The following is a 24969-nucleotide window of genomic DNA, read 5'->3' as shown; positions in this document are numbered from 1 at the left end:
CTACAATAGATATTGAGATGTATACGCTATTGTATTTCGATTGATTAGATATGTATTTCAGTACACCCAGGGAGAATGGCGAAGAAATGACTGTCCACGATCGGAACGCCAAGGCAGCAAACGATACGGATTACCTCGCCAAATGCTCGCTATCGCCAGCACAGTCACGTATCTGGCTCCTATCGGAGACGGGTAACGAAGTCGTCTACGGGCGACAAATACTCGGGATCGTCTTCCCTTCGATCTCTCTTGACCTCGCGCGCGAGGGCCTATCAGAACTTTCTCGGCAACATCCCCTCATCACCTCGGAATTCGAGGCGCGGGCGGGCGGCGCCGTCCAGCAGATCCTGAAGAACGATCGTTTCGTCGAGATCATCGAGGCGACGTTGACTGCAGGCGAAAACCCGGACGAGGCGTTGACCGCGGCTGCTACGGCGGAACAGGTCCGCCCGATCGACCTTACCGATGGCAATCCGGCCCGTTTCATTCTCCTGGCGCAAGAAGGGCGGGCGGTGGGTGCACTATTTTCCCTCCACGCAATTCTTGCCGACGCTGCGGCGCTCGACCTGCTTGCTACGGATTTCCTTCGCAACATCGACCGTCACGCCCCAGCGGATATCGTAGAGACGGCGTTACCCGACGCCGCTTCGTGGATGATTGCCAATGGTGCACCACGCCTTGCGGCACCGGAGCTAATCGACTTCTGGTTCCAGCGGCTGACGGCTCAGGAGAATATTGCGTCGCTCCTGCCGCAAACATCGGCGGGGAAAAACACGGCCGACGAGGCATGGTTCGAGCATATGCTTGACGTGCCGATACAATCGTCCGCTGACATCTCCGAGGACATGCTTGCCTCCCTCGGGATCGCCCTGCGGCGCCATACCGGATACGGCACTCAGAGGATCGGCCTGGTCACGCGTCTGGAAAGGCAAAGAGTTGCCGCCCGCAACGAGGACGTGTTGATCCTGACGCCGGAACTCGACGGCGCCATGACGCTCAAGGACGTTCGCAATGCATTCGTCAAGGAAATCGAGACCGTAACCCGGCAATCCCTGCCCTTCGAGGCCCTTGCCGATGCGTTGATAAGACGGGACGAATCCTTCGACACCACCGGCCTCGTCAAGACGCTCCTCGATGTGCGTCCGCCCCTGCGTCTCCTTGAAGCAACCTCGAGCGACGTCGCGTTGCGCAGCCCCATCAAACCGCAGGCGCGCCGCGATGCCGATCTGGTCGTTACCGTTTCTTCGGCATCCGCCGGCAAACTGCGTATCAGCATCGGTTTCGACCCGCAGAAGCATGATCGAAAGCAGATCATACGCTTCGCCGACGATCTTGTCATTGCGCTTGCGCAGTTGAATGCCAATCCCGGCGCACAGGTCAAATACATCCCCTTCGTGTCGCCAGAGGAATTGGACAGGCTTTCCGCACCCTATCCCGACGCACCGGAAGCGGACGACGGCACACCGATCCACGAGGTCATCTCCGCGCAGGCGAAAAGGCGGCCGAACGCCTTTGCCGTCGCACAGGGCGAGAAATCCGTGACACATGGCGAACTCGAAGCTGCCGCCAACCGGCTGGCCCATCGGCTGATCGCGATGGGGATCGGCCCGGAAAAACGCGTGGCTATCGCCCTTGAAAAATCGATCGACGCGATCATCGCCATTCTTGCTGTATTGAAGGCCGGCGGCGCATTCACGCCGGTGGAGCCGGATCATCCTGAGGCCCGCAATCGTCACATCCTGACCGCTCCGGGCCTCTCGCTCGTCATCTCCCGGGCAAAGCATATCGCCAACCTGCCGAGCGATATCGCAACACCCTATCTTAATCTCGATGCCATCGACCTGTCCGCGGAGAGCGTCGACGCACCGGCAACGATCATTGCCCCGCAGCAACTTGCCTATGTGATCTACACGTCAGGCTCGACGGGCGTGCCGAAAGGCGTCGCCGTCGAGCACGGCCCGCTCGCCCACCATTGCAAGGCGACCCTGCGCATCTACGAAATGAGCGAGGAGTCCTGCGAATATCCGGTACTGCCCTTCACTTCGGACGGCGGCCATGAGCGCTGGATGGTGCCACTGATGGCAGGCGGCGGTGTGGTGCTGACGCAAGACAAGCTTGCCACGCCTGAAGATGCCTTTGCAGCCATGAAGCGGCACGGCGTCAACAATGCCAGCCTGCCCACAAGCTATGTGCGCGGCCTTGCCGAATATGCGGGCGAGAACAACGAAATCCCGCGGCTGCGGCTCTATTCCTTCGGCGGCGAGGCGCTGTCGCAGGCGGTGTTTGACATGATCACCGAGAACCTGAAGGCGCAGCTGCTGATCAACGGCTATGGTCCGACCGAAACGATCATGACGCCGATGATCTGGAAGATCCCGGCGGGAACTCGCTTCGAAGGGACCGTCGCGCCGATCGGCCGCGGCGTTGGCGATCGACGCATCTATGTGCTCGATGCCGACCTCGCGCCCGTCCCGGTCGGTGTAATCGGCGAAATCTATATCGGCGGCAGCGGCCTGGCCCGCGGCTATCTCGGCCAGCCGGAGCTGACGGCTGATCGCTTCATTCCGGATCCCTTCACACCGGGCGGACGACTGTACAAGTCAGGCGATCTCGGCCGCTGGCGCGAGGACGGCATCGTCGAATTCGCCGGCCGCGTCGATCACCAGATCAAATTGCGCGGCTTCCGCATCGAGCCAGGCGAAATCGAAGCTGTGCTGCGCTCAGACCAACGTGTCGCCGAGGCTGTCATCCTGCTGCACAATGACGGCGGACGTAGTTCTCTGGTCGCCTATGTGGTGCCGCGCGAGGGCGAAAGCTTGAGCGTGACAGAACTGCGCCGCACCGCCATGACCGCCTTGCCCGATTACATGGTGCCGCAAACGATCATGCTGATCGACAGGCTGCCGATGGGGCCGAACAGCAAACTGGACCGCGCCGCCCTGCCGGTACCGCGTATCGAACGGGAAATGGCGGCGCCCGCCAATGACAAGGAAAAAGCAATCCTGGAGGTCTGGAAAGACATCCTCGACATCGGCGATATCGGTGTCACGGAGAATTTCTTCGATATTGGCGGGCAATCGCTGATGGCCGTGCGCATCGTCTCGCGCCTGAAGATGCGCCATCCCGAATGGCCGTTGTCGATCGCCGACATGTTCAACCATCCGACGGTTCGCGATCTGGCACTGGCGATAGACGGCAGTCGCGATGAAACCGGCGTCGACGTCGTCTACCTCAGACGCAATGGCGATCGGCCGGTGCTCTATTGCTTCCCGGGCCTGCTCGTCAGCACGCGCGAATATATGCGGCTTGTCGACTATCTCGGGCCGGAACAGCCGGCGACCGGCTTCATCTGCTATTCACTGACCGAGACCAAGACGCTCAGCACCCGCGTCGAAGATATCACGGCGCGCTATGCGGAAGCCGTGCGCAGACAAGCCAAGGGCCGGCCATGCGCCTTCCTCGGCTGGTCGTGGGGCGGGCTGCTCGCCTATGAGGCAGCCCGTCAGCTCGGCGATGACATCGATCTGCGCATGATCGGCATGGTCGATGTCTGCGACATGGACGAGGAATTTACCGTCGGCATCATGCCGCGCTTCGAAGACGGTATCCGGGATCGCACCCATGCTGCCGTGCAGAGTTGGCTTGCCACCACGCCGATGCGCGAGGATTGGAAGAGACTGTTCGCCGCTATGAACGAGGAGGTTTACGAACAGTTCCTCCACCATGTCGTCAAACATAATGTCAAACTGCCGACGGATGGTCCCGATATCGGCTCGGAAGAACATACGTTCTGGATCCTCATCGATAATGCGATGATCTTCCGAAACTACCGCCTGGAGCAATCCGATTTTCGCATCCATGCCTTTGCGGCCGAGGATTCTCTGACGCGCGCCCTCAACGTCATCGACTGGCGGCGCTATTCCCCTAACGCCACGGCATCGGAGATCGTCACCGGCACCAACCATCTGACGATCATCGGCAAGACGCCCTTCCACCAGCGTTTCGCCCGGCGGCTCGATCATGCCTTTGCGCCGGCGCCGCTGTCCAAAGACACCGTCAAGTAACCCCTCTTCGACATCATTCTGGAGCTGCATCATGACATCGCACGTGCTCGACCTCGCCGGGGCCGGTATCGGTCCCTTCAACCTCAGCCTTGCCGCTCAGCTCGATTCCATACCGCAACTTTCCGTCCGCTTCTTCGAGCGGCGCCCATCCTTCGCATGGCATCCGGGAATGATGCTGCCGGGCGCGGAAATGCAGACCTCCATTCTAAAAGATCTGGTAACCGCCACCAACCCGACAAGTCCGTGGAGCTTCCTCTCCTATCTTGTTGCGCATAAACGCTTTTATCAATTTCTCAATGCGGAATATGAAGCCGTTCCGCGTAAAGAATTCGCCGACTATCTCGGATGGGTCGCGCGCGGCCTGACGTCGCTGCGCTTCGGCGCCAGCGTCCGGGAGGTCCACGCCAACGACGGCTTCTTCTCCATTGCCACCGAGGATGGCGCAATCAGCGCCCGCAATCTCTCCGTCGGCGTCGGCAAGATTGCGTCTCGTCCGGCCTGGGCCGAACAGCTGCCCAAATCCATGACCTTCCACAGCAGCGAAGCGACGCAGCGTATCGGTGATGTCAAAGCGCCCCGTGTTGCCGTTATCGGCGGCGGCCAAAGCGGGGCGGAGATCGTCGATGCGCTTATAGATCTGAACAGGGTTTCGTCCATCCATTGGATCAGCCGCCGGCCGAATTTCGAGCCGCTCGACGCGACGCCATTCACCAACGAGCTCTTCACGCCAGGCTATATGGAGCGTTTCCACGGACTTCCCGAAGAGCTGCGGCTCACGCACACACGCCGGCAGGTGCTGGCGAGCGACGGCGTTTCCGCATCCACCTTGAAAAAACTCTATCGCCGGCTCTACGAGCGAAAGCTCGATGCCGCCGATAACCCCGATCAGGGCATATCACTGCGCCCGTTCCGCAATGTCATCGCAGCCGAGCAGGATGGTCCCGAAATCACGCTGACCATGCGCAACGGTTTCGATGACAGCGTCGAGACGCTTGTTGTCGACATGGTCGTCTTTGCAACCGGCTATCGCTTTGTCCTTCCGCAATTCCTGCATTCGCTTGAAAATCGCATCGAACTCAACGCCATCGGTGAACCGGTGCTGGAAAGCGACTTCTCGCTGGCATGGGACGGGCCGCGTGAGAACCACATCTTCGTTCTCAATGCCGGACGCCATAGCCACGGCATCGCCGAACCGCAGCTCAGCCTCGCCGCATGGCGCAGCGCCGTGATTGCCAATGCATTGCTCGGTCGCCCACATTTCGATCTCGATCAGCTCGATCCCATCGTACAGTGGGAAACGCACGGGCAGCCGTCGAACCTTCCCTCTCACATGGGACAGGCAGCGGAATAGGTGAAAACGGCTCAACCGGGGGAAGAGACAGCGCAGGTAGAGCTTCATAGCCTGTACCTGTCTGACGAGCTTCCCGTACCGGACTCGATTTTGAGCGAGGCAGAAAAAAGCCGTGCCGCAGCATTCAGATCATGCCCGGCGCGGCGCCTTTTCGTTGCCGGACGGGTGCTGTGCCGAAGCATTATCGCCAATCTGCTTGGCTGCGCCCCGCAAGCACTTTGTCTCGCGATTACCCCTTCCGGCAGGCCCTACCTGCGTGATTACCCCGACATCGACTTCAATCTCTCGCACACCAAAGACCACATAGCGCTCGCGATCTGTCGCGGCGGCCGCATCGGTATCGATATCGAGCGCCTCGACGCATTTTCGGAGAAGGAAGCCTCCGAGATCATGCCGATGATCCTTTCCGAACAAGAGCTCAATCAGGTGCATCAATTGGATGAGCGATATCGCCACGATGTTTTTCTCGCCTGCTGGGTTCAGAAAGAGGCTGCGTTGAAATGCTTCGGCCAGGGTTTTCTGGCCGACGCGCAAGGTGTGATGCTGGCGCCGGGAAATACAACCTTTGAAAGCAAAAGCCGGATATCGGACGAAGCGATTTTCATCCATTCCGGCAGGATCAGCAATGGAGAAAGCGGGGATTTTCAATGGGCTATCGCGACCTCAAGAGCTGTGGCACGGCCGCAATGGCAGCATCACAAAAGCGGGATTTTCTTCTAGATTGCTAAAAAAATTAAAATAAAATCAGGTGGATAAACCTTGGTTTAGGAGATGCTTCACTTTTCGACTCCGCTATCTTGACTATCATTGTCATGTTTTATAGGTTCCCTCTCAAAAAGAGGGGCACACAGAAATGCAACTTTGGATTTCAGCGAGAGCCCGACATGATTGCCAACCATTCGCAGTCGACTTCCAATGAGCAACTCCAAACAGCACTTCACGCCTATCCGAAGCTCCTCTCCGTCGCACGCAGGATCACAGGCTGCATGAGCTTGGCCGAGGATGTCGTGCAGGAAGTTCTCCTGCAACTGGTCTCCAAGCCACTGAAGGAGGATATAGCGGCTCCCACGCCCTATGTGATGCGCATGGTGCGCAATCTGGCAACCGATCATATGCGGCGCCGGCAATATGAGCGCGGCCTGTTCGTCGAAGAGGAAGTCGGCGGCAATACCTCGGCCTATGGAAGCCCCGAGGAGCATCTTCACGAGGCCGAGGCCTACAAGGCCTTCCGCTGCACGGTCGAATCCATGCCCGCCAGAACCCGGAAGTTCTATGAAGAGCACTATTTCGACGATATCCCCCAAAACATCATTGCCAAGGAGGCGGGCGTATCGTGCGCCCTTGTTTGCGGCCTCCTGCGGGAGGCGCATTCGCGATGCCTCGCCGCCATTTCGCTTGAGGCCGACCATGCTTGCGCTGCCGGCGGCAGTCACAAACGAAACCGAACAACACGGGTGCGCGAGATGCGGGTCTAGTGGTGGTTCGCCACCATCGCCTGCGAACCGCGCTCCACCGCCAGGAAAGGGAAGAACAGATGCAGGAAGCCATCGAGATAACCAAATCCAAAGGCGCTATCTGTCGTGACATCATGTCGGAATTGACCGACTGGTTTACCGACCCCGATGTCATCGAAGCCTGTGCGGGTGCCGTGGAGACCCTGCCGATGTTCGGCTGCGTCGAGGCGGATACCGTTGCCGGCTTCGTTGCGCTGCGCGCCCATCCGCCAGCCGCCATGGAGATTCTCGTGATAGCAACCAGGCGCCGACACCATCGCAGCGGCGTCGGCAAGCGATTGCTGGCCGCAGCCGAGACCTTCGCCCGCTCTTCCGATTGCAAGCTCCTGACGGTCAAGACACTCGCGCCGCGCGGCAGGGACGAACCGCAATATGAAAAGACCCGCGCCTTCTACGATAGAAACGGCTTCATCCGCGCCGAGATATTCCCGACCCTCTGGCGTGAAAGCGATCCGTGCCTCTTCTTCGTCAAGCCATTGACCTCAATAAACTAACCAGGCCACCCGCCGGCCATCGGAATTTCACGAAGCCAGCGCGCTTCAGCAGGAATGATAATGACCATGAACGACAAAACGATCACCGGATACGATCAGAATCACGCAACCGTCTTCACGACGGAAGGCCTGCGTTTCGAGGTCGACGGCAAGACCATTCTGCACCCGCTCGATATCAGCTTCAAGGCGGGCGAGATTTCCGGTCTGATCGGCCATAACGGCTCCGGCAAATCCACGCTGATCAAACTGCTGGCTCGACAGATTCAGCCGACCGGCGGGCGCATCCTGTTCGATGGCGTAGCCGCCAGCTCCTATGACATGCGCGCCTTTGCCCGCGCCGTCGCCTATCTGCCGCAGGACACCAGTTCCGCTGCCGGCATGACCGTCGAGGAGCTTGTCGCCTGCGGGCGTTATCCCTGGCATGGCGCGCTCGGGCGGTTCACCGATATCGATCGGGAAAAAGTCGAGACCGCGATGAAGCTCACGCATGTCGATACGCTGGCAGGCCGGATGGTGGATACGCTCTCCGGCGGCGAACGCCAGCGTGTCTGGATCGCGATGCTGGTTGCCCAGGACAGCCGCTGCCTGTTGCTCGACGAGCCGACATCGGCACTCGACATCGCCCACCAGATGGAAATCCTCGGGCTCGTGCGCGAGCTTTGCCGGACGAAGGATCTGAGCGTCATTCTCGTCCTGCACGATATCAATGTCGCGGCACATTTCTGCGATCATCTGCATGCGCTGAAGCAAGGGCGCCTCATTGCAGCAGGCTCGTCGCCAAGCCTCATGAAGGCCGAAACGCTCAATACGATCTACGGCACCAACATGGGCGTCACCGCCCATCCCGTGCATGGAACGCCGCTTGCCTATGTCATTTGAAAGCAGCTTCGAGAACCTGATGCTCTCCCGCCGCACGCTGCTTGCTGCTGCGGCACTTTTTGCCGTTCCGCAAGTGGATGTGGCTGCCGAAACCATATCCGGCCCGATCGTTTCCCTCGATTACGGCCTGGCGTCGACACTGCTGGCGCTCGGCGTCACGCCCGCCGCCATCGCCTCGCTTGCCGATTGGGACACATGGGTCGTCGAACCGAAAATGCCTGGAGGTGTCATCGATCTCGGCACCACCAGCGAGATCAATTTCGAGGTCCTGGCAAGCGTCAAGCCGGCCCTGATCTTGACGACGCCCTATCTTGCGCCTTTGAAGCCGCAACTGGAGGTAATTTCGCCGGTCCTGGAACTGACGATCTATGCCGAAGGCGGCGAAGCTTTGCCACGCTCCATCGAGGCGACGCGTCAGTTGGCCGACGCCATCGGCAGGCGGCAACAGGCGGAAGAATTCCTTGCCCGGTCGGAACAATTCTTCGACGACTGCGCAAACCGCGTCAAAAAGCTCAACCCTCCACCATTGGCGCTCATCAATTTTGTCGACCCGCGCCATGCCCGCATCTATTGCGGCGCTGGCCTCTACCAGAACGTCATGACCAGGATCGGGCTCAAAAACGCCTGGATCAGGCCGGGCGATTACTGGGGCTTCGAGACGATCGGGCTGGAGCAATTGGCGACGCTCGATCAAAGCCTGCGCCTCATCGCATTCGAACCACTGCTACCGCCGAACGTTCTCGACAATCTGCAGGATAGTCCGCTGTGGACCAGCCTCCCTTTCGTTAGAGACGGACGCGTCTCCGTGCTGCCGGGCACATTGATGTTCGGCATGGTGCAGGAAGCGGAGCGCTTCGCGCGCATATTGCTTGACCATCTGGAAACAGTCGCATGATCCGCACCGAAGCAAATAACGTCCTCGGTGCTCCAACCGTGGCGCTGACGCTGTTCGTGCTCGCCAGCCTGCTTGCCTGGCATCAACTGGCGCCTGACCTTTCACGCTTGTTCGAGCAGGAAGCAGGTTACGATCCGCAGCGTTTGCTGCTCGTCTATTCAACCCTACCGAGGATCGTTACCGCATTGCTGGCCGGCGCCGCACTTTCGCTCTCTGGAAGCCTGCTGCAGCAGGTGCTGCGCAATCCACTCGCCTCGCCCTCCACACTTGGCATTTCCGCAGGCGCCAATCTTGCGCTCGTTGCCATCATGCTCGCCTTTCCGGCCCTTCAGGGCCTCAGCCGCGACGCCGTTGCCCTGTTCGGCAGCGCCGCCGCTGCGGCAGTCGTTTTCCTGATCGGTGCAAGGCGGGGCTTCTCGCCCTTGGCACTCGTGCTTGCCGGCCTGATCGTCGGCGTCTGGAGCGGAGCGCTTGCCGCCATTCTCGTCCTGATGAACGATCGCTATCTCTCCGGCCTCTTCATCTGGGGGGCTGGATCGCTGGCGCAGCAAAGCTGGACCATTCCGCTTTCCCTTCTTCCGAAAATCCTCATCCTGTCTTCCGCGGCCTTGCTCATGGCGCGGCCTTTGGGACTCATGGAGTTAGGCGATAACGGCGCGAGCGGGCTTGGTCTGTCGGTCAAGCGCACGCGCATTGCTGCCGTTTGCATCGCGATTGCGCTTGCCGCGATCGTCACCAGCGCGGTCGGCGTCATCGGCTTCATCGGTCTCATCGCGCCACGCATCGCTCAGCTTGCCGGCGCCCGACAGATGAAAAGCCAGCTCGTCTGGTCGCCCCTCATCGGCGCAGGATTGCTGCTGCTGACCGATGAGGCCGTGATGCTGCTTTCCGGGGCCTCTTCGACCTTCCTGCCGACGGGTGCCATCACCGCTTTGCTGGGCGCGCCATTGCTGCTCCTGATGCTGCCGCGCCTGAAGGCCGTGCAACGCAGCACGCCGTCTCCCTCTCGGAATGCGAACAGCGCCTTACATACGCCGCGCGTACTCTTGCTTGCATCAGTTCCGGCACTCGTGCTTCTGCTGGCCGGCGCGGTCTTCTTCGGGCGCGCACCGGATGGAACATGGACGCTGCTTGCCTATCCCCATTGGCCCGACGTGCTGCCCTATCGCCTTCCACGCGTCGCCGGTGCTTTTGCTGCGGGCACGATGCTTGGCGTCGTCGGCGCCATCCTGCAACGGCTCAGCGGCAACGAGATGGCAAGTCCGGAGGTTTTAGGCATTTCGGCGGGCGCTACCCTTGGCGTCACCGCCGCACTTTTCCTTCTGCCCGCTCCCGGCATGGCCGCCCAACTAGGCTTCGGTGGTATCGGTGCCTTCGCCGTCCTCATCGCCATCTTCCTGTTCGGCATCCGGTCCGGCTTCGCGCCGGAACGGGTACTTCTGACCGGCATTGCGCTCGGAGCCATGCTGGATGCCTTCATCAGCGTGCTGGTCGCGAGCGGCGATCCGCGTGCAATGATCGTGATGCAATGGATGAGCGGATCAACCTATCTCGTTGATACAACGAAGGCAATCTCTGCGACGACAGCAGCAGCGACAGGCCTTGCGCTTGCCTTTCTGACCCGTCGCTGGCTCGATCTGCTGCCGCTTGGGACCCAGGCGGCCCAGGCGATCGGCGTTCGCGTCAACTTTGCCCGGGCCTGCCTCTTTGCTCTTGCCGCAGCCATGACCGCAGCCGCCACCCTCGTCGTCGGGCCTTTGAGCTTCATCGGCCTCATGGGGCCGCATCTGGCACGCGAGCTCGGCCTGCGCCGCGCCGCGCCCCAGCTTACCGGCGCGGCACTCGCCGGCGGCGGCCTCATGGTGCTCGCGGACTGGTTCGGCCGAATGATCGCCTTTCCCTACCAGATGCCCGCCGGCCTGGTTTCCGCCCTCGTCGGCGCCCCGCTGCTGCTGATATTGCTGATGAAGCGGCGCAGAGCGGCATAGTCTGACGTAGCAGACGCTCCCCGAGCGCGGCATATATGCAAATGGGATGCTTGTGCTAGCTGAAGGCGGGCAGTGTGCGGGTGTTGCTACACTGGCTTCGATCAGACGCGATCGAGGAACTCAAGCACTCGGCTCGTCAGCAGTGCGGTTGCACCCGCATCATACGACGGGAGAGAACTGTCGGCGAAATAGTGCTGATTGCCGGGATAAAGAAAAAGCTTCGCGTCCTCGGCCCTTGCCACGATCTCACGGGCGGCATCGATATCACCTTCGCCTACGAAGATTAGGTCGTTTTCCATCCCATGAATCTGGACCGGGACGCCATGCGGCCAAGGTCCGAAGGCCCATTCGCCACTGATCGGCAGGCAGGAATGGAAGAAGAGAGCTCCTCGGGCTCCGGGCCGTGTCTGGGCCAGCTTCTGGGCAGGTAGCACACCGAACGAGAACCCGGCGTAGACAAGTGCAGCAGGCAGCTCGTCGGCGACGCGGGCGCCGCGCTCCCGCATATGGTCGAATCCAATCCCCTCGATATAAGCGAGCCCGTCTTCGATGCTCTGGAAAGTGCGCCCGTCGAATAGGTCAGGCGTGTGCACGATGTGACCGGCGCCCCGCAACATATCAGCGAACGCGCGCACACCCGGGGTCAATCCCTGTGCGTGGTGGAACAAAAGGACCTCGGCCATACGGAACCTCCCCCTGGAATGGTCGGGCACATCTTCTGCCAGGCTACAGCCTCATCGCCGCATCGGCAAGAATGCGGATATCTTACGCGATAGGCTCAGGCGGCAAGGCAGCCTTACTTACAATAAGGTCGAGTTCGGCCGACGAGGAGGCTATCAGGGCGGAGCGGGCGCCGCACAGAATACGGCGCCCCGATAAGTTTACCAGCGATACTTCAATGAAGCCGTGACGTTGCGGCCCTGTCCGAGGTAGCAATAGCCCTCGTTGCAGACCGTCAGGCGGCGGTTGGCAATGTTGCGGACGTCAACAGAAGCGATGAGGCCCTTGTATTTCTGGTCGATCGCGCCGAAGTCGTAAGAAAGCGCAGCGTCGAGATAGAAGCTCGCGTCGTTCTTGGCGGTATTGGCCGTGCTGGTGTAGGTCTCGCCAGTATAGCGAATGCCGGCGCCGACGGTCAGACCCTTGGCAGCCGAATCCTCCTGGAAGGTATAATTCGACCATAGGCTGACGATGTTCTTTGGCGTCACCGCAGGCGCGTTGCCTTGATCGTCGCCCCGCGTAATTTCGGAATGGTTGTAAGAGTAGGCGGCAATCACGTCCCAGCCATCGGTGATATTAGCCCTGGCTTCCAGCTCAATCCCCTTGTTGGTGACCTCACCCAGCGACTCATAGACGAGCGTCAGCGGGTCGACCAGGACCGGCTTGTTCTTCTCGACGAGGTGATAGGCAACGGCTGAGAGCAGGATGTCGGTGCCCGGCGGCTGATATTTCACGCCAAGCTCATACTGCTCGCCTTTAGCCGGATCGAGGATGCTGCCGGATGCAGACCGCTCCGTGACCGGATTGAAGGAGGTCGAATAGCTGGTGAAAGGCGCGATGCCGTTGTCGAAGAGATAGACTGCACCGAGCTGGTAGGAAAACGCATTCTTGTTGAGGCTGTCGTTCGTGGTCGTATCGGTGGAGACAATGGTGGTGTCGGTCGACTGCTTCACCCAGGTCTGACGGCCGCCAAGCGTGAAGCGCCACTTGTCGAGTTCGATCTGATCCATGGCATAGGCGCCGAACTGCTGCAGGCGGCCATCAACCCGGCTGACATTATAGGCGGGCGTGGGACCCGATACTCCGTAGGTCGGGTTGTCGATATCGAAGTCATAGGCGGGGCTGGTCGTTGCATCCATCCCATAGGCGAATGAATCGCTCATACGGGTATAGTCGAGACCGAACAGCATGGTGTGGGCTGCCGGGCCGGTATCGAATTTGGATTCTAGCTGGTTGTCGACCTGGAAGACATTCATCCTGTCGCCGATCGCGGTCGCACCGCGCTGGGCGACGTCTCCGACCCAGCTGTAGGTGCTAAGATAGCGTGCTTTCAGATCAAGATGCGAAAAGCGAAGGTTCTGACGGAAGGTGAAGCCGCCGTCGAACTCGTGTTCGAACTGATAGCCGACCTGCTGCTGCTTGGTCCTCTGATAATCGTAATCCGGGTCGCTGTCGCGATAATCGAGAACATTGCCATCGGGGCCGATCATTGCGCCGGGATTTGCGTCCGTCTCGGTGGATTGCGCCGAGCCATAGATGGTGATTTTCGTCGTGTCGTCCGGCTTCCAGGTGAAGGACGGCTGGATCAGATAACGATCGTCGGCGATATCGAAATTGGTATCGCCCTTTCGCGCAAGGCCAACGATGCGATACAGCATGCTGTCATCGTCTTGATTGACCCGGCCGCCGAAATCGAACATCGTCTGCGCGCGGTCCGATGTCCCGTAGAGAACACCGACCTCCCTGATCGTCTCGTCTGTCGGCAGCTTCGATATCTTGTTGACGATGCCGCCAGGCGAACCGGCACCGTAAAGAACGGAAACAGGCCCCTTGATGATCTCGACACGGTCGAGTGCATAGGGATCAGTCCGGAACATGGCGTAGTTCATATAGGGCTGACGCAACCCATCGCGATAGTCGCCGCCGATGGTGATGTCATTACCGCGAACATAGATCTGGTCGAAGCGCGGATCGAAGCCATAGGAGCCGGTCTGGACGCCGGCAGAATAACGCACAGCCTCGACGATGTCCTGCGCGCCGCGCTCTTCCATTTCCTTCTTCGTGATGACCGAGACGGAGCGAGGGGTTTCGACCAGGGGCGTATTGATCTTAGTGGCGCCCCTACTCTTCTTTGCCGCTACGGTCGTATTATCGCTTGCGTCGCCCGACTGTCCGCTGACGACGATCGGCGCGAGTTGGGTGGCACCTCCATCATTCGCATTGACCGCAGCGTCCTGCGCAAAGGCATTTCCACTGAAAGCAAATAGTGTTGCAAGTGCGGTGGCGCTGCTTGCAAGCTGGAATCTCTTACGTGCCAAATTACTGATATAATTATGGGATTTCTGCCTCATAAGCCCTTTGCGCCTGCCCGTTTCTGAAAAAGATGGCGCAAATTAGTTCGCAGGCACCGCCGGCGTCAAGAATACATGAGTGCAAGAGTCATATTTTTTATTGGTTTCCACCCTCATGTTGCAGAATGGCTCCGGCGGCCGAATACCGGATTGCGGAAGACACCTGAAAATTACGCTTAGCGAAGCATTTGGCCCGCTTGCCAGATCGCACCACTCATAATATGAGAAATTTCATCATCTTTCAAACATCGGCGCCTGTTGCTCCTGCGCCTTACATGATCGGTCAGCCGGAGAGGCCATGTCCCATACCTCGTCACATAATGCCGCTGCCATTCTGGCGCCGGTCACCCTTCCCGGCTGCACATTCATTGACCTGAAGTTCGACAATGCCGATCATCCGCACAGGATCTTTCTTTATCGCCCGGACAAGCCGGCACCGCGGGAGGGTTGGCCGATCCTATACCTGACCGACGGGAACGCCTGTTTTGCGACCGCTGTCGACGCACTCAAAGTACAGGCGAGCTATCCGAACGGAACCAATGTCGCGGAAGGCGTCATTGTTGCCATCGGCTATCCCACGGACGAGCCATATGACCCGCTCCGCCGCTCCTGGGATTTGAGCCCACCGCCCGGACGCGTCTATCCGCCATTCTTCCCCGATACGCCGGATGTGAAGACCGGCGGCGGCGAACGTTTTCTGGCGCTCATCGAGGATGAGCTTAAGCCTTGGATAGAGCAGCAGGTCGCGGTCGACCGCTCACGCCAGACACTTTTCGGCCATTCGTTCGGCGGCCTGTTCACGCTCTACGCGCTGTTTTGCAAACCGAATGCCTTCAGCCGCTGGATTTCTGCAAGCCCGGCGATCTACTGGGAAGATGCCGCTATTCTTTCGATGGAGAGAGAATTCCTCGACAGGCACAAAGAGCCGCTCGATATGGAGCTGCATCTTTCCGCCGGTCAGTATGAAGGCGAGACCTTGGCGCCCTTCCATAAAGGCACCGCCGAGGAGCAAAAACGACAAGAACGGGCAAGAGAAACACGCACGATAGAACTCGCCCGCGACATGGCTGAGAGATGGGCCAAACTGGCGTCATCCACAGAAACGATTACGTTTGAGGAATATGCGGGAGAGAACCATATGTCGGTCCTCCCGGTCGCGCTGAACCGAGCCGTCCAGATCGCATTTCAAAGAAAGAAATCGACCTGAAATTCATAGGCTTGCGGCCTAAAGTTGCAGCTTAATCTCCGACTCTGCATCGCTCTTCGTGCATTCGGCGCGAGAGGGCGTATTCGGCGTGCATTTCAGGCCTCTTGCGGTACACCAATCGGCTAAAATTAACCCTTGGTTAACCATAATCACCTTTATTTGCTATAGTGAATACAAGCACTTGATTCCAAAGACCGTCGCGCAATTTGCCGATGAATGTGATCACACAGGATTGCCGCGATCTAAGAGATGCATTTTTCAAAGACGATAGCGTTGATGATGCTGGCCTGCATCGGCGCTGGTTGCACCACAACCGGCCAGGTTCGTCAGTCGATCGGCGTGGAAACGGTCTCGAGTGACAAGGCACTGGCATTTCCGCCGCCAGGCGGACCGGCGATCATAAACGTGGTCGAGCGCAGGCATGGCAAGGATGTCGAGCAGACGATCGCGCTTTCCACCTCATCTTCCGTCTCAGGCCAGAATTTCCTCAAGATCCAATTTCAAGGCATAACAGGCTCCGATCCGGGGCTCGGAAGCCGGCCGTTCGAAACGATCAGCGACCGTGTGATCGCCCGCGAAATGGCGGCCGCGATCCCCGGCGTTCGGCTCGCCCGCTCGGCAACCTTCGTTCAAAACAACTATGGCCCCTTCGGTTACGCCTCCGGCCAGAGCCGCGCCGGCGATACCTGTCTTTATGCCTGGCAGCAGGTGAAGGCCGGCTTTGCGCCGCCCCAGGAGCAACGCAATTTCGGCATGGTACAGGTGCGCATCCGGCTCTGCGACGCCCATGCGAGCGAAGGCCAGCTGTTGAGCACGGTCTATGGTTATACGATCGCAGGCCATTTTGCCGGCGCCGCACTCAACCCTTTTGGCGCGCCCCGCGGCGCGGATACCGTTCTGGGCAAGCCCGGCGAACCGGTCTATCCCGATGCCGCCCCTTATCGCACGGCACCCATCAGCATCGGCTACCAGAACCGCCCCGCCGCACCGCGTCCTACGGTCGTGCGCCGACCGATCATGATGAAGCCCCAGCCGCAGGCGGCGCCAGCTCTGCCGCCGATGATCGGCCCGCGCGTACCGCTGCCGGATGGGCAGAACGATCAACCGCAGACGAATGGCGCGAATGGTGCAAGTTCGATGGCGGCGCCGCCACCTGCAAATACTGCAAGCAATATCGTCGTGCCTTTACCGGACTGTAACGGGGCAACTGGCATATCTCAGGGGTGCCGCTAGCAGGCGGCGCTGCTTGGGGGCGCCAGGATGGCGTCTGGCAATACCTTTGAAGGGACACCGATGCAGACTGCACGCAGCATCTTGATATGGGCCGTGATAGCACTATGCGGAATCGTGCTGATCACGTTGCCGGTCAACCTTCAAACGCAGCTGATTGCCAGCACCGTGGTTGTCACCCTGATGGCGATCATCAAGATCCTCAAGCGTCAGGGAACATGGCGGCTCGTGGCGCTCGCTTTCGGCACGGCCATCGTTCTGCGCTATGTCTATTGGCGCACGTCCTATACGATACCGCCCGTAAACCAGCTGGAAAACTTCATTCCCGGGCTGCTGCTCTATCTCGCCGAAATGTACAACGTGGCGATGCTGATGCTCAGCCTCTTCATCGTTGCTACTCCGCTGCCGCCACGAACCAAGCGCGCTTCCGAAACCAAGAATTTCCCGAGCGTCGATGTTTTCGTTCCGTCCTATAACGAAGATACCAATCTTCTGGCCAACACGCTCGCCTCCGCCAAGGCGATGGATTATCCGGCCGACAAGCTCAAAGTGTGGCTGCTCGACGATGGCGGCACATTGCAGAAGCGCAATTCGACCAAAATCCTGGAATCGCAGGCCGCAATCGCGCGCCATGACGAGCTCAAGCGGCTGTGCGCCGATCTGGATGTCAAATATCTGACGCGCGACCGCAACGAACATGCCAAAGCCGGCAACCTCAACAACGGGCTGGAGCATTCGAACGGCGACCTGATCGCCGTTTTCGATGCCGACCATGCTCCTGCGCGTGATTTCCTGCGCGAAACCGTCGGCTACTTCGAGGACGATCCGAAGCTTTTTCTCGTTCAGACCCCTCATTTCTTCATCAATCCGGACCCGCTGGAGCGCAATCTGCGCACCTTCGACAGCATGCCGAGCGAGAACGAGATGTTCTACGGCATCATCCAGCGCGGCCTCGATAAATGGAATGCCGCGTTCTTCTGCGGTTCGGCCGCCGTGCTCAGCCGCAAGGCGCTGCAATCGCAAAATGGCTTTAGCGGCATCAGCATCACGGAAGACTGCGAAACCGCGCTTGCGCTTCATGGCGCCGGCTGGAATAGCATCTATGTCGACAAACCGCTGATTGCCGGCCTGCAGCCGGCGACCTTCGCAAGCTTCATCGGTCAGCGCAGCCGCTGGGCGCAAGGCATGATGCAGATCCTGCGTTTCCGCTTCCCGCTCCTGAAGCGCGGCCTGACGCTTCCGCAACGGCTCTGCTACATGTCGTCGACGCTGTTCTGGCTGTTTCCGTTTCCGCGCGTCATCTTCCTGTTTGCGCCGCTCTTCTATCTCTTCTTCGATCTCGAGATCTTCACGGCATCGGGCAGCGAGTTCCTCGCCTATACCCTTGCCTATATGCTCGTGAACCTGATGATGCAGAACTATCTCTACGGGTCGTTCCGCTGGCCGTGGATTTCCGAACTCTATGAATATGTACAGACGGTGCACCTGTTGCCGGCCGTCGTCTCGGTCATGCTCAATCCCCGCAAGCCGACTTTCAAGGTCACGGCCAAGGACGAATCGATCGCCGTCAGCCGGCTTTCGGAAATCAGCCGCCCGTTCTTCGTTATTTTCGCCGTTCAGATCATCGCACTGGCGGTCACAATCTACCGCGTCTATGCGGAGCCCTATAAGGCCGACGTTACGCTTGTCGTCGGGGGCTGGAACATCATCAATCTCATCCTTTCAGGCTGCGCGCTCGGCGTCGTCTCCGAACGCGGCGAGCGCGCCTCTTCGCGGCGCGTCCGGGTCGACCGCCGCAGCGAATTCGGGATCGACGGCCGCTGGAATTCCGCTTCCATCGAGGACGTCTCCGTCCATGGCGCCAGGTTGAACGTCTTCAACAAGGATCTGGAACCCGTCGCGGTCGGCTCGGAAGCCATCATCCGCTTCCAGCCCTATAGTGGCGCCGACATGGTGACCCTGTCGGTCGTGGTTCGTAATATCGAGCAGATGGGCGACATTACCGCCATCGGCTGCCAATATGTTCCGAGGGGTGCTGCGGACCATCGCCTGATTGCCGACCTCGTCTTTGCCAATTCCGATCAATGGACGAAGTTCCAGCAGGCGCGGCGGCGCAATCCGGGCATCATCCGCGGAACCTTCTGGTTCCTGAGCATGTCGCTCTATCAGACCAGCCGGGGTCTGATCTACCTGTTCAGGGGTGTTGGCTCGGATCGCACGCAGCAGCGGCAGGATGCGAAGGCCAGAAGCTGATGAACCGCGCCCTTCCTGCCCTCCTGCTTCTCCTTGGCGCCGTTACGGCACAGGCCCAGACGATGCCTTTCGACATGTCCGGCGAGCGGCCGAAAGGCGAAGCGCCGGCGGTGCCTCAGATCATAACTCCGCAAACTGCCGTACCGCAGACAGAGCCACCGAAGGCAGCGGTGCCTCCGGTCACGGTTCCTCAGACCGTAGCACCGCAGACCGCAGCTCCTCAAGCTGTTCCGCCCCTAGTCATGACGCCGCCGGCTGTTACTCCACAGACGGCAACGCCGCAGGTCACAACCCCTGTCACTCCCGCCCAGACGACACCGCAAGTGGCGCCAAAGGCGAAACAGGCAACCGCCAGCACCGACCCGTCGGCATTCCGCCGCTATGTCGTTCCCTACGCAAAGCTGCGATTGGAGGGTGAAGCCGACCGCAAATCCTGGTCGATCTATCTGACGCCGGAGCAGGCGGCGGCGCCCGCGAAACTTACCTTTGCCTACCAGAACGCGGTGGTCGTCGCCCCGGAGGCATCGCAGCTTACGGTCCTCGTGAATGACCGCGCCGTCCATCAGCAGCAGATCGGCTCCTCGGACAACGAGTCGGATATCAGCTTCGATATCCCGCGCGGGCTGCTGCAGCCCGGCGCCAATCTGTTGACCTTTGAGGCGACGCAGCGCCACCGCGTCGACTGCGACATTCCGTCGACGTACGAGCTCTGGTCCGATATCGATCCCGCAAGAACTTATCTCAGCTTCGCCAGTCGCGAGGCGGAGAAACTCACCACCACCGACGCCATCCGCGCGATCGGTGTCGACGGTACCGGCAAGACGCAGTTCAATCTGGTCGTGCCGGCATTGGCTCAACCGGGAACGACCAAGCCGATCCTGCGTCTGGCACAGGGACTGGCGCTTTTGAGCGGAATGCCGAACGAAGCCTTTTCGTTCGGCACGGATGCCCTACCTCCAGCAGGCCCCGGCAAGATGACCGTCGTCGTCGGCACGCCGGCGGAGCTGCAGCCCGTCTTTGCCGTTCCAGCCGCGGCCCAAAATGGGGCCTTAGCGACCTTTGCGACGGACCCACGCAGCGGTCAGCAGCTTCTCCTTATCAGCGGCCCGTCCTGGCAGGCGATCGCATCCGCGATCGACATGGTTGTTTCGCCGACTGACCGCGACCCCAATACCCGCCGCGATCTGCTGTTAACGCAACGATGGTCCGCACCCGACGCCCCGCTCATCTACTCGGGCACCAGCCTTTCCTTCGAACAGCTGGGTGTCAGGACGACGGAATTTTCCGGACGGCGTTTCCATACAAGCTTCAACGTGGCGATCCCGTCCGACTTCTATGCGAATGCCTATGGCGAGGCCACCATCCTGCTCGATGCGGCCTATGCCAAGGATGTGCGTCCGGGCAGTCATATCGACGTGTACGTCAACGGCAGCATCGCCACGACCAAGCCGATCACGGCAACCGGGGGCGGCATTTTCCGGCAATTGCCCATCCGTATCACCATGCGCCATTTCAAGCCGGGTCTGAACACGATCACGCTAGAAGCCATGTTGCTGGCAGAAGAGGATACCGCCTGCGCGCCCGCAGCGACCTCAAGCACGACGCCCCGCTTCGCGTTGTTCGATACCAGCCAGTTCACCGTCCCGGATTTTGCAAGGATCGCTCAGCGGCCGAACCTTGCAGCCCTTGCCGGCACTGGGTATCCCTACAACCGCCAAACCGAGCCAACCGCGCTTTTCATCGACCGCGCAGACACCGACACGCTGTCTGCGACCGCGACGCTCCTCGGCCAGATGGCGCTTGTCGCCGGCCATCCCATCGCGCTCGAACCGACCGCCTCGCCGAGTACGGTCGGGAGCCGCAATGCGCTGTTCATCGGTTCCGTCTCGCAGCTGCCGTCGACGATCCTCACACAAATGAATATCTCCGCCTCGAGCCAGGTGGCCTGGCGCCCGCCTGCCCCGGGCCAAGGCAGCATACCTGAAGCGTCCGTGACGATCGCCGATTGGCGCTCCCGCATCAGCGGCGGGTTGCTGCAGGGGCAGATGCAGAGCTTCCAGCAATGGATGCACCGCAATTTCGATATCACCTTGAGCTCGCTTCGCTTCATCCCCAGTTCGGAGCAGGTGTTCACCCCATCGAATGCCAACAGCTTCCTGATCGCTCAGGAGGCCAATCCAACCAATGACGCGACCTGGACCGTTGTCACCGCGCCCAGCGCCGGAGACCTGCGAGCGGGCGCCGAGGCGATAAGTGCGCAGCATACCTGGTCGCAGATCAGCGGCCGCATCACCGTCTATTCCGGCAAGACGGGAAAGATCGATACCGTGCCGGTCAGCCGGTTCACCTTTGTCGTCTCCCAACCCTGGTCGCTGACGAATTATCGGCTGATCGCCGCAAATTGGCTTTCCAGCAATATATTGTCCTACGCCTTCCTGTTCGTGGTGGGTTCCTTCCTGCTCGGGGTGAGCACGGCAAGCGTTCTTTCCAAGATCGGCAGGCGCGAATGAAACTCCGGCACCTTGTTCTTGCCATCTGCAGCGCGGCCATGATGACAGCAGCGCAACCGGCTGCCGCCCAGCGGCCGGCAATCGATCCGCAGGCCTGGACTGCCTACAAAGCGAAATTCCTCGATGTGAACGGGCGCATCATCGACAACGGCAATGGCGGCATCAGCCACAGCGAGGGCCAAGGCTACGGCATGCTGCTTGCCTATCTAGCCAACAATCCCGCCGATTTCGAACAGATCTGGTATTTTACCCGCACGGAGCTACTGCTGCGCGACGACGGTCTTGCCGTCTGGAAATGGGATCCGACTGCTGTTCCACATGTGGCGGACACGAACAACGCTTCGGATGGCGATCTGCTGATTGCCTACGCACTGGCCCTGGCGGGTTCGGCCTGGAACAACAGGGATTATCTGCAGGCGGCTGCGAGCATGGCCAAGTCCATCCTGTCCCATGTCGTCATCAGTTCCGCAGGGCGGACACTGCTCATTCCCGGCGTAGAGGGCTATCGGCCGCCCGGGCGCAAGGATGGACCCGTCATCAACCCATCCTATTGGGTCTTCGAGGCAATTCCCGTCATGGCACTGCTGGTGCCTTCCGATCGCTGGCAGAAGCTCAGCGATGATGGCCTTGCCCTGCTGCGCGCCCTGCAATTTGGTCCGCGCAAGCTTCCCGCCGATTGGGTTAGCCTGAAGGCGAAGCCGGAACCGGCAGACGGATTCGAGGCGGAATTCGGTTACAATAGCGTCAGGATCCCGCTTTACCTGGCGCGCGCAGGCATCGGCGACAAGGCGCTGCTTTCGCGTCTGCAGCAGGGCATGACCGTCGAGGAGGACGAACCTGCAACGATCGATCTGACGACCGGAAAGCCGAAGGACCTGCTTCCAGATCCGGGTTATAGAATTGTTAACGATGTTGTGGCGTGTGTGGTGAGCGGAGCGAAACTGCCTGCTTCGGTTCGGCAGTTCACCCCATCGCTTTACTATCCGGCCACCTTGCAGTTGTTGAGCCTGGCTTTCGTCACGGAGAGACATCCGGAGTGTTTATAAAATCCACCTTGATCATGGCTTTCCTGGCCGTCGCCGTGGCGGGATTTACGCTCGCGACGAAGGATCACGATTCGCCGGAAGACAAGATCAAGCTGGCAAAGTCGGCACGCCTCGAGCCGCAGGCGATACTCGTCGCTGATAGTAGCTCGGGAAAGCCGATCGACTTACAAGCACTCGCCGACCATATACAAGCGGCTGCACCATCGGCGGTTCTCTCCGACCCACCCTCCAAGCCGGCAAACGGAACCGCCCCCGACGCAATCGCCCAAACTTCACAACAGCAGGCGCAGCCGCAATCAATGCAGCCGTCGGCTCAGCAGACCAATCCGGCACAAGCTGCCGATAATCAACCGAAGGTCGATGAAAGCGCATTGCGCTATTTTGCGAGCCGCGGCGACAAGGCCCGGCTGCAGGCCGAAATCTCTCGGCTACAGGCGCTCTATCCGAATTGGAAGCCTCCTGCCGATCCGCTGGCTATCCCGCAAAACAGCGACAAGCAGCTCGAAGCCATGTGGCAGCTCTATTCAGAGGGCCGTTATGCCGAGGTGCGCAAGGCTGTCGCCGATCGCCAGGCTGCCGAAGCTGGATGGCAACCGCCCGCCGATCTGCTGGAGCGTCTGGATATCGCGGAGGCCCGCACCCGGCTCGTCAACGCCTCCGATCTGAAGCAATATCAGACCGTGATCGACATCGGCGGCAGAACTCCGAGCCTACTGACCTGCAGCGATATCGACGTTCTCTGGCGCGTCGCCGAAGCTTTCATCCGCACCGATCGTGCAGCCCGCGGCCAGGACGCCTACAAATATATTCTGAAGACCTGCACCAATCCGCAGGAGAGACTTGCGACCATCCAGAAGGCGGCGGCCCTGCTGCCCTATCAGCCGATGCAGGATCTCTTGTCTCTCGAAAAACCAGACGGCAATGGCGGGCGCGAATTCGACAGCATAAGGACCGATCTGGCCCGCCGCTTCGTTGCCCAGGGCAATGACGATCCCAAACTGACTGTATCGCAAGACTATCTGTCTCAAGTGGAGCGTGTCGCGCGCAGTCAGGGCCTTGCATCCGATGATGCGCTTCTCGGCTGGTACGATTTGCGCCGCGGCAATTATCCCGACGCCGAGCAATGGTTCAAAGCCGCGCATGAGAAGGAAGATTCGGCCACAATCTCGCAGGGGCTGGCTCTGGTGCTGATTGCCGACCGCAAGCCGCAGGAAGCCGAAGACGCCATGTATAAATGGCGCAATGAATCCAAGGACGCGATGGCGACCTACCTTGCGGCGACCGCCAATCTGATGGCGCTCCAACCACCGGCCAACCTTAGCGAAGATGTTCTCGGCCGTATCGCCGCGGAGGTCGTGAAGCAGAAATATGTCCCGACGGCTCAGCAGTTCGGATGGTTTGCTCGCTCGATGAACCAGCCGCAGGCCGCTGCTCGCTGGTTCGAGACTGCTTTGCGCTGGAAACCCGACGACGAGCCTTCCGCCTACGGCCTTGCCATTACGCGCAATCAGTTGAACGACCGCGTGGGCGTCGCCGAAGTCCAGAGACTGTGGGCCGGTCGCTCCCAACGTATCGCCGTACTCGGCGAGCCGGCGCCGCGCACGCCGACGTCAGAACCGCTGCCGTCTCCCAATCAGACACTGCAGCCTGCCCCACAAACCTTGCCCAAGACAACGATGCAGCAAGGCGAACCGCAGAACCTGCAACCGATGGCCTCTCAGGTCGCGCCCCAGCCTCCTGTAACGCAGCCCTACGTCAACGCTGAGCCCCCGGTGCAACGAGTAGCCCCTGTGCGCCGTGCGCTGTCCCCGAATTATGCCGAACCGGAGACGCGTGCCCGGGTGGCGACCCGCTCGACACGGCACGCGGCGGGATGCAATACCACCGTCAATGCGCGGCTGCTGACGCCTGCCAGTGCTCTTTCTCGCGGCTGGTGCCTGATGAACCTCAATCGGCCAATGGAAGCGGTAGAAGCCTTTGATGTTGCCTTGAGCAACACAGATCCGAAATCGCGCGAAGAAGCAGCCTACGGACAGAGCCTTGCCTATCTGCGGGCCGGCCTTGCCAATAATGCCGCCGTCGCTGCGACCAAGGCGCCGATGAATCACCAGCGCGCTGCCGAATTGCAGGTCGCCATACTGGCCGACCGCGCACTCTCGGCCTTCGAGGGCAAGCGCTATCACGAGACATTGCTCTATCTCGACCAGCGCGCGCAGTTGCAGCAGGAGCGCGTCGATCTGATGGTGCTGCGCGGATACTGCTACCTCAATCTGAAAATGTACGACGACGCCGAACGCATCTTCACCGCCGTCGCCGCAGCCGGCAGCCGCGACGGCAGCCGTGGCTTGCGCGACCTCCAGCTTACGCTACATCCGCCGCGGGGAGAGTATTGAGGTACCAGCAGCGAGCAACGCCGCCACACATCTTGCAGCAAGGATGCTCGCACCAGTGTTAAATTTGCCAAGGG

Annotated in this window: 16 protein-coding genes; 14 read left to right on the top strand and 2 right to left on the bottom strand. The window is 60.1% G+C overall.

Going from position 1 to position 24969, the window contains the following annotated elements:
* Positions 1–86 precede the first annotated feature (86 nt).
* The 8 genes from AC13RC_RS17380 (at position 87) to fhuB (ending at position 11185) form a co-directional block, all read left to right on the top strand.
* Complete coding sequence (locus tag AC13RC_RS17380; protein ID WP_488557930.1) at positions 87–4064, top strand: amino acid adenylation domain-containing protein; 3978 nt, start codon at positions 87–89, stop codon at positions 4062–4064.
* Positions 4065–4095: 31 nt separating this feature from the next.
* Positions 4096–5415, top strand: a complete 1320-nt coding sequence (locus AC13RC_RS17375) for a lysine N(6)-hydroxylase/L-ornithine N(5)-oxygenase family protein (RefSeq protein WP_488557929.1) — start codon at positions 4096–4098, stop codon at positions 5413–5415.
* Entirely contained in the window at positions 5416–6135 is a 720-nt protein-coding gene (locus AC13RC_RS17370; RefSeq protein WP_488557928.1) for a 4'-phosphopantetheinyl transferase family protein, read from the top strand.
* Between the two features lie 164 nt (positions 6136–6299).
* Complete coding sequence (locus AC13RC_RS17365; RefSeq protein ID WP_113333899.1) at positions 6300–6890, top strand: sigma-70 family RNA polymerase sigma factor; 591 nt, start codon at positions 6300–6302, stop codon at positions 6888–6890.
* A 59-nt stretch (positions 6891–6949) separates the two neighbouring features.
* Positions 6950–7423: a GNAT family N-acetyltransferase gene (locus tag AC13RC_RS17360; protein WP_113352450.1), complete on the top strand. Its 474-nt coding sequence runs from the start codon at positions 6950–6952 to the stop codon at positions 7421–7423.
* A 66-nt stretch (positions 7424–7489) separates the two neighbouring features.
* Positions 7490–8302 carry an ATP-binding cassette domain-containing protein gene (locus tag AC13RC_RS17355; protein WP_488557927.1) on the top strand — a complete coding sequence of 271 codons (813 nt, stop codon included), beginning with the start codon at positions 7490–7492 and terminating at the stop codon, positions 8300–8302.
* The gene (locus tag AC13RC_RS17350; RefSeq protein ID WP_145323924.1) at positions 8292–9197 is read left to right on the top strand and encodes an iron-siderophore ABC transporter substrate-binding protein; all 906 of its coding nucleotides are present in this window, start codon (positions 8292–8294) and stop codon (positions 9195–9197) included. Before AC13RC_RS17355 ends, AC13RC_RS17350 begins: the two co-directional genes overlap by 11 nt.
* Positions 9194–11185, top strand: a complete 1992-nt coding sequence (fhuB, locus tag AC13RC_RS17345; protein ID WP_488557926.1) for a Fe(3+)-hydroxamate ABC transporter permease FhuB — start codon at positions 9194–9196, stop codon at positions 11183–11185. Before AC13RC_RS17350 ends, fhuB begins: the two co-directional genes overlap by 4 nt.
* A gap of 101 nt (positions 11186–11286) precedes the next feature.
* Here fhuB and AC13RC_RS17340 read toward each other — a convergent pair whose 3' ends face one another.
* Positions 11287–11868, bottom strand: a complete 582-nt coding sequence (locus tag AC13RC_RS17340) for a dienelactone hydrolase family protein (RefSeq protein WP_488557925.1) — start codon at positions 11866–11868, stop codon at positions 11287–11289.
* A 198-nt stretch (positions 11869–12066) separates the two neighbouring features.
* Positions 12067–14256: a TonB-dependent siderophore receptor gene (locus tag AC13RC_RS17335; protein WP_488557924.1), complete on the bottom strand. Its 2190-nt coding sequence runs from the start codon at positions 14254–14256 to the stop codon at positions 12067–12069.
* A gap of 298 nt (positions 14257–14554) precedes the next feature.
* On the opposite strand from AC13RC_RS17335, the gene AC13RC_RS17330 reads away from it, so the two are divergent.
* The 6 genes from AC13RC_RS17330 (at position 14555) to AC13RC_RS17305 (ending at position 24895) form a co-directional block, all read left to right on the top strand.
* Complete coding sequence (locus AC13RC_RS17330; RefSeq protein WP_113390125.1) at positions 14555–15463, top strand: alpha/beta hydrolase; 909 nt, start codon at positions 14555–14557, stop codon at positions 15461–15463.
* Between the two features lie 249 nt (positions 15464–15712).
* On the top strand, positions 15713–16696 hold the full coding sequence (bcsN, locus tag AC13RC_RS17325; protein WP_488557923.1) for a cellulose biosynthesis protein BcsN: 984 nt from the start codon (positions 15713–15715) through the stop codon (positions 16694–16696).
* A 60-nt stretch (positions 16697–16756) separates the two neighbouring features.
* Positions 16757–18946, top strand: a complete 2190-nt coding sequence (gene bcsA, locus AC13RC_RS17320; RefSeq protein WP_488557922.1) for a UDP-forming cellulose synthase catalytic subunit — start codon at positions 16757–16759, stop codon at positions 18944–18946.
* Positions 18946–21456 carry a cellulose biosynthesis cyclic di-GMP-binding regulatory protein BcsB gene (locus AC13RC_RS17315; protein WP_488557921.1) on the top strand — a complete coding sequence of 837 codons (2511 nt, stop codon included), beginning with the start codon at positions 18946–18948 and terminating at the stop codon, positions 21454–21456. The genes bcsA and AC13RC_RS17315 overlap by 1 nt, the downstream gene beginning before the upstream one ends.
* On the top strand, positions 21453–22502 hold the full coding sequence (locus AC13RC_RS17310) for a family 8 glycosyl hydrolase (protein ID WP_488557920.1): 1050 nt from the start codon (positions 21453–21455) through the stop codon (positions 22500–22502). The genes AC13RC_RS17315 and AC13RC_RS17310 overlap by 4 nt, the downstream gene beginning before the upstream one ends.
* The gene (locus AC13RC_RS17305; protein ID WP_488557919.1) at positions 22493–24895 is read left to right on the top strand and encodes a cellulose synthase; all 2403 of its coding nucleotides are present in this window, start codon (positions 22493–22495) and stop codon (positions 24893–24895) included. The genes AC13RC_RS17310 and AC13RC_RS17305 overlap by 10 nt, the downstream gene beginning before the upstream one ends.
* Positions 24896–24969: the final 74 nt, after the last annotated feature.

It is taken from the genome of Martinezella sp. CNPSo 3890 (genome assembly GCF_057784455.1).
This window is presented reverse-complemented; position numbering and strand designations above follow the sequence as displayed.